Origin of the sequence: Pseudogracilibacillus amylolyticus (SeqCode) (genome assembly GCF_051918545.1) — a bacterium.
Taxonomy (GTDB): Bacteria; Bacillota; Bacilli; order Bacillales; family Amphibacillaceae; genus Pseudogracilibacillus.
Genome location: NZ_JBPPZG010000027.1, coordinates 1 through 12,789, shown reverse-complemented (window position 1 = coordinate 12,789; position 12,789 = coordinate 1). Strand labels below are relative to the sequence as shown.

The 12,789-nt window shown below is 35.9% G+C and carries 13 protein-coding genes; 9 read left to right on the top strand and 4 right to left on the bottom strand.

Annotated features, from left to right (window positions below; all coding sequences use genetic code 11):
• The first annotated feature begins 138 nt into the window (after positions 1 to 138).
• Complete coding sequence (gene sufB / locus ACPYKA_RS05005; RefSeq protein ID WP_479541288.1) at positions 139 to 1,536, top strand: Fe-S cluster assembly protein SufB; 1,398 nt, start codon at positions 139 to 141, stop codon at positions 1,534 to 1,536.
• Between the two features lie 220 nt (positions 1,537 to 1,756).
• Positions 1,757 to 2,161: a DUF1259 domain-containing protein gene (locus tag ACPYKA_RS05000; protein ID WP_479541287.1), complete on the top strand. Its 405-nt coding sequence runs from the start codon at positions 1,757 to 1,759 to the stop codon at positions 2,159 to 2,161.
• A gap of 344 nt (positions 2,162 to 2,505) precedes the next feature.
• Here the strand turns inward: ACPYKA_RS05000 and ACPYKA_RS04995 are convergent, their stop codons facing one another.
• Positions 2,506 to 2,772: a hypothetical protein gene (locus ACPYKA_RS04995; RefSeq protein WP_479541286.1), complete on the bottom strand. Its 267-nt coding sequence runs from the start codon at positions 2,770 to 2,772 to the stop codon at positions 2,506 to 2,508.
• Between the two features lie 772 nt (positions 2,773 to 3,544).
• On the opposite strand from ACPYKA_RS04995, the gene ACPYKA_RS04990 reads away from it, so the two are divergent.
• The 6 genes from ACPYKA_RS04990 to ACPYKA_RS04965 all read left to right on the top strand — a co-directional run bounded on the left by ACPYKA_RS04990 (position 3,545) and on the right by ACPYKA_RS04965 (position 9,325).
• The gene (locus ACPYKA_RS04990; RefSeq protein WP_479541285.1) at positions 3,545 to 4,372 is read left to right on the top strand and encodes a sulfite exporter TauE/SafE family protein; all 828 of its coding nucleotides are present in this window, start codon (positions 3,545 to 3,547) and stop codon (positions 4,370 to 4,372) included.
• Between the two features lie 278 nt (positions 4,373 to 4,650).
• The gene (locus ACPYKA_RS04985) at positions 4,651 to 6,054 is read left to right on the top strand and encodes a bifunctional metallophosphatase/5'-nucleotidase (protein WP_479541284.1); all 1,404 of its coding nucleotides are present in this window, start codon (positions 4,651 to 4,653) and stop codon (positions 6,052 to 6,054) included.
• 60 nt (positions 6,055 to 6,114) lie between these two features.
• Positions 6,115 to 6,417: a YunC family protein gene (locus ACPYKA_RS04980; protein WP_479541283.1), complete on the top strand. Its 303-nt coding sequence runs from the start codon at positions 6,115 to 6,117 to the stop codon at positions 6,415 to 6,417.
• Between the two features lie 256 nt (positions 6,418 to 6,673).
• Entirely contained in the window at positions 6,674 to 7,450 is a 777-nt protein-coding gene (gene yunB / locus ACPYKA_RS04975; RefSeq protein ID WP_479541282.1) for a sporulation protein YunB, read from the top strand.
• A 177-nt stretch (positions 7,451 to 7,627) separates the two neighbouring features.
• On the top strand, positions 7,628 to 9,166 hold the full coding sequence (locus ACPYKA_RS04970) for a sodium-dependent transporter (protein WP_479541281.1): 1,539 nt from the start codon (positions 7,628 to 7,630) through the stop codon (positions 9,164 to 9,166).
• A gap of 39 nt (positions 9,167 to 9,205) precedes the next feature.
• Positions 9,206 to 9,325: a methionine/alanine import family NSS transporter small subunit gene (locus tag ACPYKA_RS04965; protein ID WP_479541280.1), complete on the top strand. Its 120-nt coding sequence runs from the start codon at positions 9,206 to 9,208 to the stop codon at positions 9,323 to 9,325.
• 208 nt (positions 9,326 to 9,533) lie between these two features.
• Here the strand turns inward: ACPYKA_RS04965 and ACPYKA_RS04960 are convergent, their stop codons facing one another.
• Complete coding sequence (locus tag ACPYKA_RS04960; RefSeq protein WP_479541279.1) at positions 9,534 to 10,523, bottom strand: M23 family metallopeptidase; 990 nt, start codon at positions 10,521 to 10,523, stop codon at positions 9,534 to 9,536.
• Positions 10,524 to 10,656: 133 nt separating this feature from the next.
• On the opposite strand from ACPYKA_RS04960, the gene ACPYKA_RS04955 reads away from it, so the two are divergent.
• Positions 10,657 to 10,929, top strand: a complete 273-nt coding sequence (locus tag ACPYKA_RS04955; RefSeq protein ID WP_479541278.1) for a YutD family protein — start codon at positions 10,657 to 10,659, stop codon at positions 10,927 to 10,929.
• Between the two features lie 53 nt (positions 10,930 to 10,982).
• On the opposite strand, the gene ACPYKA_RS04950 is transcribed toward ACPYKA_RS04955, so the two are convergent.
• Positions 10,983 to 11,249 carry a hypothetical protein gene (locus ACPYKA_RS04950; protein WP_479541277.1) on the bottom strand — a complete coding sequence of 89 codons (267 nt, stop codon included), beginning with the start codon at positions 11,247 to 11,249 and terminating at the stop codon, positions 10,983 to 10,985.
• Positions 11,250 to 11,332: 83 nt separating this feature from the next.
• Positions 11,333 to 12,789, bottom strand: a 1,457-nt coding sequence (locus tag ACPYKA_RS04945; RefSeq protein WP_479541276.1) for an amidase, incomplete at its 5' end; no start/stop codon positions are given.

The following is a 12,789-nucleotide window of genomic DNA, read 5'->3' as shown; positions in this document are numbered from 1 at the left end:
AAAGTATGAACTGTTGTTATATATGAGTTGGGACAAGCGAAAGCACAGTCCAAAGATGAGGTACCTTTAACCAGTGGGCAATAAGAAAGTTGTATTCTTTCTCACAGCTTTCGAAAAAACTTAAGGAGGTTTTTTAAAATGGCGAAAGAAATGCCTGATATTGGCGAATATAAATATGGGTTCCATGACCGTGATGTATCTGTCTTTCGTACGGAAAGAGGACTTACAAAAAAAGTAGTTGAAGAAATATCACGTATGAAAAATGAGCCTGAGTGGATGCTAGAAGAACGCCTTAAAGCGTTGGATATTTTTTATAAAAAACCGATGCCTCAGTGGGGTGGAGATTTATCGGAACTTGATTTCGATGAGATTATTTACTATGTAAAACCATCTGAGAGACAAGGTAGATCTTGGGATGAAGTACCTGAAGAAATCAAACAAACTTTTGATCGTTTAGGTATCCCAGAAGCTGAACAAAAATACCTTGCTGGTGTTTCTGCTCAATATGAATCAGAAGTGGTATATCAAAGTTTAGAAAAAGATTTAGAAGAATTAGGAATTATTTTCTCTGATACCGATTCTGCACTTCAAGAGCATGAAGAAATATTTAAAGAGTATTTTGGAAAAGTAGTTCCAGCGTCAGATAATAAATTTGCTGCCCTAAATACGGCGGTATGGTCTGGTGGGTCATTCATCTACGTGCCAAAAGGTGTGGAAGCAAAAGCACCGCTACAAGCATATTTCCGAATAAACTCTGAAAATATGGGCCAATTTGAAAGAACGCTTATTATCGTAGATGAAGGTGCATCTGTTCACTATGTAGAAGGATGTACTGCACCGGTATATACAACAAACTCACTTCATAGTGCAGTTGTAGAGATTTTTGTTAAAAAAGACGCTACATGTCGTTATACGACCATTCAAAACTGGGCAAATAACGTTTACAATTTAGTAACAAAACGAGCTACATGTGAAGCTAATGCAACAATGGAATGGATCGACGGTAATATGGGATCTAAATTAACGATGAAATATCCGTCAGTCCTATTACGTGGAGAAGGCTCCCGAGGTACAACTATTTCGATTGCCTTAGCTGGAAAAGGTCAACACCAAGATGCAGGAGCTAAAATGTATCATTTAGCACCAAACACATCTTCTTCTATCGTTTCAAAGTCAATTTCGAAACATGGAGGAAAAGTATCGTATCGCGGTATTGTTCACTTCGGTCGTAAAGCAGATGGAGCACGTGCCAATATTGAATGTGATACACTCATTATGGATAACGAATCAACTTCAGATACCATACCATATAATGAAATTTACAATGATAATATTTCACTTGAACATGAAGCAAAAGTTTCAAAAGTATCAGAAGAGCAACTTTTCTATCTCATGAGTAGAGGTTTAGAAGAGCAAGAAGCAACAGATATGATCGTTATGGGCTTCATCGAACCATTCACGAGAGAGCTTCCAATGGAATACGCAGTTGAAATGAACCGTTTAATCTCCATGGAAATGGAAGGTAGTATTGGATAAAACATCAGAACCCTTGTCACTACAATGTTAGTGGTAAGGGTTTATTTTATTTTTCTTCATTTTGTCATGTTGCCACTAAGGCGGTTATCTTTTTAGCAATTGATATCATGTTAAAATAAGTATTTGGATAGATACGTGGTTAAACCAATACAATAAATTAATTTTCCATTCTTAAACCTTCCATTCAAACATATTATATCTGTATGGGAGGGTATGATTAATGGAAAAAAACGCTTTGTGTGATCAATTCGCATATTATTTGGGGGGGAGGGGAAAAGAAAAAAACGGTGTCTGTTCTGTATCATTTCACCGGGACATAAATTTGACCATTGAGGGTAAAAAAAGCACTAATGTATTAGTAATTGATGTAAGTTATGAATCATTAGATAATCAAGGGCAAGCATTGAATTTGTTAGAAATAGCAATATTACAAGAGGAAATACCAAACTTTGTATTTACAGCAGTTCAACAAGGGATTATTGTTAGTGCTATCCACAACCATTGGTTATTTACATCACCTGTAATCATGTATGTTCATTTACAGTCGATAGAGCCCCCGCTTCAATTTGCTAGGAAAATCGCCTACGCTTTTACACAACTAAGTATACCACCAATACCAGATTAAGGTACTATGTTCTGCTAAAGGGTTTAATTGACCGAAATGAATAAATAATGAAATTAATGATAAAGTAAAATATTAAATACTACTCAAAGCGCAGTCCCAGGATGCCAGAGCTTTAAGCCAGTGGGCGAGTCAAGAAAGGCTTTTTTAATTGCCAAAAAAGACCGCTAGTTGCGGTCTCAATTCAAAACTCCACGATTGTGATATCCAATCGCTATTATATCTTCGCTTTTCACTTCGATAAATCCTAATTTGTTTAACCATTCAACTACATAGTCATAGAAAGAGGCCAACTGTTTGCCGGTCACTAATTATTTAATGATGAATATAAAATACTAAAACTAAATTTAATTGTTTTCAGATTTTAAGTTAGATAATTCATTTTTTAGATCATCAATTTGCTGCTGCATCAATTGAAGTTGTTGATTTTGTTCTTCTTGCTGTTGTTTCTGTTGAGCATCGGAGGCTGTTAGTTCTTCTAACGCTACTACCGCTGAAATAACTGAGATGGCATCACCTATTGTAGTTATAGCAGATCCAACTACCGCGAGTTTAGCGGCTATATTTAAGGCCTCCGTACTATTTTGGTCATTTTTTGTGTCGTTTTGATACATAATCTTCGCTCCTAGTGAATTGCCAATGTTATTTGTACTAACTGTTAATGTTATTTTATGCATGATGTTGTTTCTAGGTGAAAGAATTAAATAGACAATACAAGATAATGAACATTTAAAGAGGATATTCAAAAAGTCCGGTAAAAATGACACTGTGTTAGGGGACCTTCGACTAAATACCGACACGTCCTGTGTCAAACATCGAAGTCAACACATCCTGTAGTAGCTCGTTGGCTTGTTTCTCCACTCCTTTAAAAAGGAAAGCACTTTTTCTGCGTGCAAGAACGTATCCTTGGAAAAGAAGATCACTTTTCCTGCGCGCAAGAACGTTTCCTTGGAAAAGAAGATCACTTTTCCTGCGTGCAAGAACGTTTGCTCATGTATCTAAATGCATCAGGGGATCTTCCGTTAAAACCGCCCACGTCCTGAAGTCATCACATCCTGTAAAAGTCCGCTGCCGGGAACTGCGCCGCCTCGAACTTTGGGACGCACAGGAAGTGGCGACTTTAGCTGACTTGATCCTTTTTATCTCCTTTTTGAACACGCATGTAAAATAAAAAATAATTTTAAAATGACTAGACGATGGGACATATAGCAGTTTTGCAGACTATATTTACGCGCTGGAATTCGCAAAACTCAAATAAATTCAGCATCCGACCTCGGGTTGTCCTTCCTCAAATAATCATTTTGCATCTTTGACTTTCGATATGCTTTGCTAGTAAACATTTCTAATGGGTGTTACTATAATACATACGAATATTTTAAAGGGTTAGTGATTAACTTGGTCATAATAATATCATTATTAATTGGGTTTATTTCAGCTTTTGTTGGAAGTTTGGTCGGTCTAGGTGGGGGAATAATTTTTGTACCTGCTATGTTATTTTTATATGATAATTTTGCTAGCTTTTCTTGGGCCAATCCACAAGCAATTGTAGGAATATCGCTTGTTACAATGGTGTTTACAGGCTTATCATCAACTTTAGCTTATTACAAGCTTAAAAGAGTAGATATTAAAACAGGGGTAATTTTCTTAATAGGTAGTATTCCGGGTAGTATTATTGGATCATGGATTAACACCTTGCTAGATACAGATGAGTTTTCTTTATATTTCGGAATTTTAATGCTGATTGTTTTTGCAATGATGTTAGTAGATCGTCAAAAATTGGTGAAAAATAAACAATTGGAAATTAATAAGTATACTAGAACATTTGAAATTGATGGAGAAACGTTTCAGTATAATGTTACGTATGTGCCAGCATTTATATTGTCGTTTGCTGTCGGTGCATTATCGGGTTTATTTGGTATAGGTGGAGGAACAATTAGCGTTCCGGCAATGATTCTTTTCTTTGGGATACCTATTCAAGTCGCAATTGCAACATCGATGTTTATGATATTTTTCATTAGTCTTATCAGTGCGACGACACATATTGTTTTAGGACATATCGTGTGGGCATATGTATTATTTTTTGTAATAGGTTCTTATATCGGTGGAACAGTAGGTGCAAAAACGAGCAAACTGTTTAAAGGAAAGACGTTAGAATGGATTTTACGGATTGTAATTGTTATTGCTGCGTTACGATTAATATGGGAGAGCTTATAGAGGATGTTCAAAAAGTCCGGTAAAAATGACACTGCGAATTTCTTCGTTGGCTTGCTTCTCCGCTCCTTGAAAAAGGAAAGCACTTTTTCTGCGTGCTAGAAGCGTTTGCTCATGTATCTAAATGCATACATTCCGCTGCTCGAAGCTTCGCCGCCTCGAACTTTCGACGCACAGGACGTGCTAGTGTCGGCGTTGCCACAGGACGTGGCGACTTTAGCCGACTTGGTCCTTTTTATCCTCCTTTTTGAACACGCACTTATAATAGGGAGTATTCATATATGAAAGAAAATATTCATTTTTATTATACAAATGATTTACATAGTTATTTCGATCATTGGCCTCAGGTCGTTACTTTCTTAAAGAATAAACGAAAGGAAAGTAAAGAACGCGGGGAGTCTTCATGGACGATAGATATTGGTGATCATATGGATCGTGTTCATCCAATTACAGAAGCATCGATGGGAAAAGCCAATGTTGAATTATTAAATCATGCTGGATATGACTTTGTTACAATAGGAAATAATGAAGGAATAACACTTGCTCATGACGATCTTTATCATCTTTATGATCAAGCACAATTTCAAGTTATCTGTTCTAATTTAGAATGTACCTTGTCGGAGAATCCTTCATGGCTATTGTCAGCTCATACAGTTACTTCTAAAGGTGGAGTTAGAATAGGGTTTCTAGGCTTAACCGCAAGATTTAACCCTTATTACCATCTACTAGGTTGGAATGTAAATTCAGCTCATGAAGTTATCTATCGAGAGTTAACAAAATTACAACATAAGACAGATGTTATTGTACTTTTATCTCATTTAGGAATAGATGAAGATAAGGAAATAGCAAAAAGATTTCCATCTATTGATTTGATTATTGGCGGGCATACTCATCATCTACTTCGGACAGGAGAAATAGTCGACCAGACACTACTTACGGCTGCTGGTAAACATTGTTCGTATGTGGGTGAAGTAAGAATCACTTGGGACCATGAAGAGAAGAAAATCGTAAATAAAGAAGCATATGCAACAAATATTACGCATCTGCCACCAGATACTCATACGGAAAAACAATTAGCAATACTTGCAAATGATGCTGAGCAAATTTTAGGGAAAAAAATTGTTCATATTGATAAACCGATCAAAGTGGACTGGTATCAAGAAACGACCATTATGAAACAGTTGACAGAGAAACTATTAGATTGGACCGATGCTGATTTTGCAATGTTAAATGCGGGTCTTTTAATTGATCACTTTCAAGCGGGTGATATTACATATAAAGACGTTCATCGTATTTGTCCACATCCAATCAATCCTTGTGTAGTCACATTATCCGGAGATGAAATTCAGGAAGTGGTTCGGGTTTCTTTAACTGAAGAGCTAATTAATTTAGAGTTAAAGGGATTTGGATTTAGGGGTGTTGTCATCGGTAGAATGGTATTTGCAAATTTGGATGTTGTTACGGACTTTCATGATAATGGACAAGAATATGTGAAAGCAGTTCTTTTTAATGGAGTACCGTTAGAGTCTAAACGGTTATATAAGTTAGTTACTGCAGATACATTTACATTTGGACGGTTACTACCTGAAATTGCAAGGGCAAAGGAGAAAAAATTATACTTACCAGAATTTATACGTGAAATTTTGGTAAAAACATTAATAGAGTATCAGCAAATAAGGAGTTAATTTGTGTCAAAAATCTCCTTCAAGCATACAGTATAGTGTTAATGCTTGGAGGGAGATAATGTGATTACGATTAATCCAATCGACATTGAGGGTGTTATTTTTACTGCTATTCGGGTTGAATTACCAAAAACAAATTTGTTAATTGTAAGTAATGAAGTTGGTTACATTATGTGTGCAGCTTTAGATGTAGATATACTGAATGAAAAATTAAAAGATAGAAAAGTAATTGCTGGCAGGGCAGTTGGTGTAAGAACGATTGAACAATTACTAGAAGCCCCTTTAGAAAGTATAACGGACGCTTCGAAAGAATACGGTTGGGAAGAAGGGATGACAGGGAAAGAGGCGTTGTTAAAAATAGCATAATAATAAATTTTAGTTGTTGGATACTTTTCTAAAGGCTTCGTTTTCTAAGCAGGTAGGAAAGTATAAAACTACTTTCCTACTGCTCACTGGCTAAAAGCGCGACGTCCTGTCGCAATGCCAGTACTAGCACGTCCTGTGCGTCGTAAGTGCAGGCACTCGCCATTAAAGGCTTGGCGAATGCCAAGTTTTCTAATATTCATACAACTAGTCTAACCTTTCTAAAACATTCATACATTGTTTTAGGGGGGTTTTTATTTTGCGATTTCGTAGAAAATTTTCATTTAGAAGGTCTCCACCTCCAGTACGGCATTTACTATTGATGACTACAATTATTTTTATAAGTGTACTATTCTTAAGTTTTTGGCTTATCGATCGTGGGATTAGACCTACATTAATGAATATTGCTAATGATAAAACAATTGAATTTGCGACAAGAACAATTAATGCTGCGGTTAAATCTACAGAAAATGTTAGCTTTGATGATCTCGTCATAACGGAAATGGACAACAATGGAAATGTAGCTACATTGGGATGGAATTCTGAAGCCTTCAATTTAGCATTAAGAACAGCTACAGAACGTGCGGAATACTTTCTATATGGAATGAATAAAGGAGATCAACTTGAGATCGATGACCCTGACTTACCCCCTTTAGAATTTGGAGATTCTGTTGGGGATTTACCGGAAAAAGATCCAACAGTTATTGAAATTCCACTCGGTCAAGCTACAGGGAATTCAATACTTGCAAACTTGGGTCCTAAAATACCGGTACATTTTGAAATCGTTGGAAGCATTCAATCCGATATAGTTCATGAAGTAAAGGAATTTGGAGTTAATGCAGCATTAATTGAAATTTATATGCCAATTGAAGTTCATATTAGAGTTGTCGTACCGTTTTCTACAGAGACTGCCGAAGTAAGTACAAAAGTATTTTTAGATTCACGCGTTATCATGGGAGACGTTCCAGAATTTTATAATGCTGGTTCTGGGGATGGGCCATCTATTTCAGTTCCTCGTGAGTCTAATTCAAATTAGTATGTGTGCGAATTGAGTGAAAATAAAATTAATTTTGACATATTTATGAACTATTGCTATAATGTAAACAATTAATGATGGGTATTAATGGGAAATAAGATGTTGTGTCTGCTTTCGTATGGGATGACAATCTATTTTCCATTAAACTTCCTGTCTATTAAAAAGGGGGAAACACGTATGGAAGAGCGTTCTCAGTGGGGGACACGGGCGGGATTTGTTTTAGCTGCGGTCGGTTCTGCGATCGGCTTGGGTAACATTTGGCGTTTTCCAGCTGTTGCCTACGAAAATGGAGGTGGAGCATTTTTAATCCCTTATCTTTTCGCTTTATTAACTGCGGGAATACCAATTTTGATCATGGAATTCACCATGGGCCATAAATACCGCGGTTCCGCACCATTAACCTATCGTCGGATGAATAAAAAAGCGGAAGGAATTGGTTGGTGGGCAGTATTAGTTGCTTTCGTAATTTCCACTTACTATTCTGTAATTATTGCCTGGGCAATATCGTACTCATATTTTTCCTTTAATTTAGCCTGGGGAGAAGATACAGGAGGTTTCTTATTTGGAGATTATTTGAAACTAGTTGAAGTACCGGGGCAATTCGGTAGTTTAGTACCAGGTGTCTTAATTCCTTTAATCATCGTTTGGGTACTCGTTTTAGGATTGCTTATCCGTGGAGTAAAACGTGGTATTGAAATTGCTAACAGAATTATGATTCCTTTATTAGTTATTGTTTTTACAATCATTGTTATTAGAGCGATTACATTACCCGGAGCGATATCAGGTTTAAATGCGTTTTTCCAACCAGATTTTACTCAAATATTTAGTGCTGAAGTATGGGTTGCAGCATATGGGCAAATATTCTTCAGTTTATCAATTGCATTTGCTATTATGATTACTTATTCAAGTTATTTACCAAAAAAATCCGATATTACTAATAACGCATTTATTACAGGGTTTAGTAACTCTGCCTTTGAGCTTCTAGCTGGTATCGGAGTTTTCGCAGTATTGGGATTCATGGCAACTGCTCAAGGAGTAGGAATTGATGAAGTAGTTGATGGTGGGGTAGGGTTGGCATTTATTGTGTTCCCTGCAATTATTAATGAGTTCCCAGCGTTTAATGAGTTTTTTGGGTTATTATTTTTCTTATCGCTCGTGCTAGCAGGACTCACTTCGTTAATCTCCATTATTGAAACATATGTTGCAGGGGTTTCTGAGAAGTTTAATATTTCCAGGACAAAATCTGTCCTATTTGGTGGAGGGTTAGCAGCAGTTCTTTCTCTTGTTTTCGCTACCCAAGGTGGACTCTTTTTCCTAGATGCAGCTGATTATTTCATCAACCAGTTTGGTGTGGCGGCATTAGGATTAGTGGAAGTGATCTTAATTGCTTGGATTTTGCGTAAACTTGGGACGTTTAAAACACATGCGAATGAAATATCTGATATTCGAATTGGATCATGGTGGACGATAAGTTTGTTAGTCATTACCCCAGTTGTATTAGGTTATATGATGTTTGAATTGTTAAGATTGAATATTACCAAAGGTTTTAACACTGATACAGGAAACTATGAAGGGTATTCCGATATGTTTATTATGTGGGGCGGTTGGTCACTGGCAATTGGAGCCCTCGTAATTGGAATTGTATTGTCACTAATTAAATGGAAGTCGAATTCCGCTACTCAAGAAGAAACGGAAGATATAAGTAATGTTAAATAGTCGGAATATTCAACATAACCTTTAAGGAAGGTGAATATAATGAGCGTTAGTGCAATTATTATGATGGTGATCGGTATTGTTATTATTTGGGGAGGTCTTGTTGCAAGTATTGTAAACGCCGTGAACAAGGCAAAAGATAGAAAAACACAAAAGCTTTGACCATAATGTTTCATTGGTTTCTTCCACTATGAGGTCATCGACACTAAAACGTTCTGTTCATTGTTGCGGTAAGCAGTATCGATACAAGTTATACTGGCTAAAAGGAAATCCGAACTTATACAAATTTTAATTAGAAATTTGTATTATAGTTCGGATTTCTCTATGATTTAAATACTTTTTGAACATCCTCTTTTATCCCAATTTTTAATCAGTTATTTCTTTTTTCTCGTGCTATTCTTTCCCATCTTTTTAAGTAAGGATAAGGATCAAATGACCATTCATTTCTGCCGTTATCTTGATACATACCATAATGTAAGTGTGGTGGAAATTTTCCAGCTGTTCCAGGGGGGCCATAACCAGTGGATCCAACACTTCCAAGAACATCTCCAGGCTGAACGATATCACCAACTTTGATGTCATCATTATAACCATTTAGATGCGCATAATAGTGATAGATATTAAAGATGTCCCGTATACCGATTCGCCATCCTCCATACAAATTCCATCCTTTTAATTCTACAACACCATAAGTTGTTGATTTAACAGGTGTTCCATAGTTTGCAAAAATATCGGTACCTTCGTGGATTCGTCTTCCACCAAACCCTCTTCCATCTCCCCACGTACTGCGATAGCTATAATTATGGTCGATAGAAACAGGAAAATCTCGATCTGTTAATTCAATTGACTGGAAATGCTTAAATACTTTGGCGTTATTCGTGATTGTTTTAACAGATAAATCACGCTGATAATGTTCCCATAAACTGATTTTAATATCATCATCAGATAATCCATTTTTCTTAAGCGTGATAGCAGCAGTTAATAAAATATCTTCTGGATTATTGGGATCTGCCTTGCCATCTCCATTTCCATCTTTTCCTATTCCATCAAACATTTCGACAATTTGTACATCGTTTATTTTTTTACTATTACCTAGGCCGTACCAAAGCTCTTCCGGAAAACTAATGGAGACTAGCGGATCTTCCTTTTCTTTTTCCTTATCAATATTTCGTTCATATTGATCCATCGCAGCTAAATAATACCAGGGAACAAGGGACACTGCTTCGGTTTTTTTATATAGTGCATACCGCTGGGGATACTTGTTCTCTTTTTTTTCTGCTTTTGTATGAAAATTTGTAAATGATAGGAGTAGGATAAGTATAGTACAAATTCTAAATAAATACCGAATTGTCTGTTGCAACATATTAACTCCTTTTCAAGTATTTCTAATGAAAAAACTTATTCTTTATTGTGGAGTTTATTCGATTTTTCATACATGTAAAAAAATCAAAAAATATGTTAAACTAGACGTACTAACTATGAGGGGATTCGAAATGATTGAATTAAATGGTAAAAAATATGAACTGATCCAAAACATTAAGAATGGTTTTCAAGAAGAAGCACTTAATGAGCGCTATTCCGATATATTAAAAAAGTATGACTATATTGTTGGGGACTGGGGCTATAATCAGTTAAGATTAAAAGGATTTTATCATTCTGAACATGTCAAAGCATCTTATGATACAAAAATCGACATGTTGGAAGATTATTTATATGAATATTGTAATTTTGGCTGTGCATATTTTGTACTAAAAAAAGTTGATTAAAAAAGGCTGTCCATTAAATTGATAATTTTCAAATTGGACAGCCTTCTATATATTTATTCATCATGTAAAGGATGAGCTCCAGGCGTTTGACGTGGTAAGTCGTCATGTCGCTCTTTGTCTGGATAAGTAAAGGCACTTGTCCGTTGTTGACCCTGTTCCCATTCGGTTGACTTACTTTCTACTTTTTCCCGTTCGTTAATCGGTGAACCAAAAGCTCCCTCTGGAAACTCCTCGGGAATAAGTGAATCATGTAAATTTTCTACATTAGAAATTTCAGAAAAACGATTATCATATTTTTCCTTCTGCTTATCTTTTTTCATTGCCACCATCCTTTCCATCCTATTGTTTCCTATTGTTTTGGATGTATAAGAATAAAAAAATGGCAATGATTTCTTGATAAGAATTAATCGTGATATGTACTTCGAATATAGCCTCCAAATTTATTTTCCAGCAATTTTCCTAACCTGAAAATAGCATGTTCATTGCCATTTCTGCTCATGATTTGGATGCCAATCGGTAGATGATTATCATCAAATCCAACTGGAATGGTTAAAGAAGGTAGTCCCCAAACATTCGCATAAGCAATATAAGGCATAAACTCAGTAAACGTTTTTTTAATAGAGAAAATTTCTTTATACAATTCACCATGTTTTAAAGCACTTCGATGATAAACTGGAAAAATGAGCAAACGGTTTTTTAAATAACTATTTAATGCACGATCGCCTTCTTCAATAAAAGTTTCAATTTCCTTTATACGTTTTTGTGAAGGCTTGAATAAATTGGCACCGATTAAAGCCCAAGATAAATACAGATGAGTTGTCGTTTTTTTCGTTAGTTTCTCTTGCATATAATACTTCAAGAGGTTAGGACGGTCTGTATTAAATGCTAAATCCCTAATTTCTTTTCCACCATCAACAGACATAATTTCCTGCCAAATAGTCGCACTATCGTTAAAATACGGAGGAATTGATATGTTCGTTTGATAATAATCTTGCAAATGGTTATGTATTTTATCCAAAAAAGTAGAAGTTTGTTCGGATAGAGGAAAACCATTATCGTTTGGCAAAATCTCTATTTGCATTTTCTCATAAAATGCTCGTTTTTCATTCTGACTTTTAATGATATTGTAGACTAGCTGTACATCCCTGACAGATTTTCCAATTGGACCGATACTGGACATTCTTGCTTGTAATGGAATGTTGTCTGGTGGAAAATGTCCGTCTGGTGAAACTTGAAATTTTCCAGGTTTAAATCCAACCACTCCATTAAAATGGCTGGGAAATCGAATGGATCCTCCAATATCCGAACTCAAACCTACCGGTGTACCGCCAACCCCGATTAAAGCTGCTTCGCCACCACTGGAGCCTCCTGCAGTTCGCTTACTATTCCAAGCATTATTGGTTCTACCATAAAGCTTATTTTCTGTCTCATGACAGAAGCAGAGTGCAGGGGTATTTGTTTTACATAATATGATTGCTCCAGCTTTTTTTAACTTTTCAACTACCAAAGCATCATTAGACATGATTAAATCTTTTCTATGTACAATACCACCAGTTGTTTTCATTCCTTTGACATGTATGGATTCTTTAATACTGATCGGCACTCCGTAAAGCGGTTGGTTATTCCAATTAGTGGTGTCAATAGTGTTATCCTTTTCTCTTGCTTCTTCTAACGCATCACTAAATCGCTCTTCAACAACTGCATTTAAGGAAGGATTGATCTTTTTAATATGCTCGATTAAAGTCGAAGTAACTTCTTCACTTGTTACCTTTCTTTCTTTAATCAATTCAGCGATTTCAGTAGCGTCTAAATTTAATAAATTATTTTTAACTTTTAAATTAATCACTTTAGACATACCAC

What these genes read in the sequence shown, in the direction of transcription:
- sufB (WP_479541288.1), top strand. Translation starts at nt 139, where the DNA reads ATGGCGAAAGAAATGCCTGATATTGGCGAATATAAATATGGGTTCCAT.
- ACPYKA_RS05000 (WP_479541287.1), top strand. Translation starts at nt 1,757, where the DNA reads ATGGAAAAAAACGCTTTGTGTGATCAATTCGCATATTATTTGGGGGGG.
- ACPYKA_RS04995 (WP_479541286.1), bottom strand. Translation starts at nt 2,772, where the DNA reads ATGTATCAAAACGACACAAAAAATGACCAAAATAGTACGGAGGCCTTA.
- ACPYKA_RS04985 (WP_479541284.1), top strand. Translation starts at nt 4,651, where the DNA reads ATGAAAGAAAATATTCATTTTTATTATACAAATGATTTACATAGTTAT.
- ACPYKA_RS04970 (WP_479541281.1), top strand. Translation starts at nt 7,628, where the DNA reads ATGGAAGAGCGTTCTCAGTGGGGGACACGGGCGGGATTTGTTTTAGCT.
- ACPYKA_RS04965 (WP_479541280.1), top strand. Translation starts at nt 9,206, where the DNA reads ATGAGCGTTAGTGCAATTATTATGATGGTGATCGGTATTGTTATTATT.
- ACPYKA_RS04955 (WP_479541278.1), top strand. Translation starts at nt 10,657, where the DNA reads ATGATTGAATTAAATGGTAAAAAATATGAACTGATCCAAAACATTAAG.
- ACPYKA_RS04950 (WP_479541277.1), bottom strand. Translation starts at nt 11,249, where the DNA reads ATGAAAAAAGATAAGCAGAAGGAAAAATATGATAATCGTTTTTCTGAA.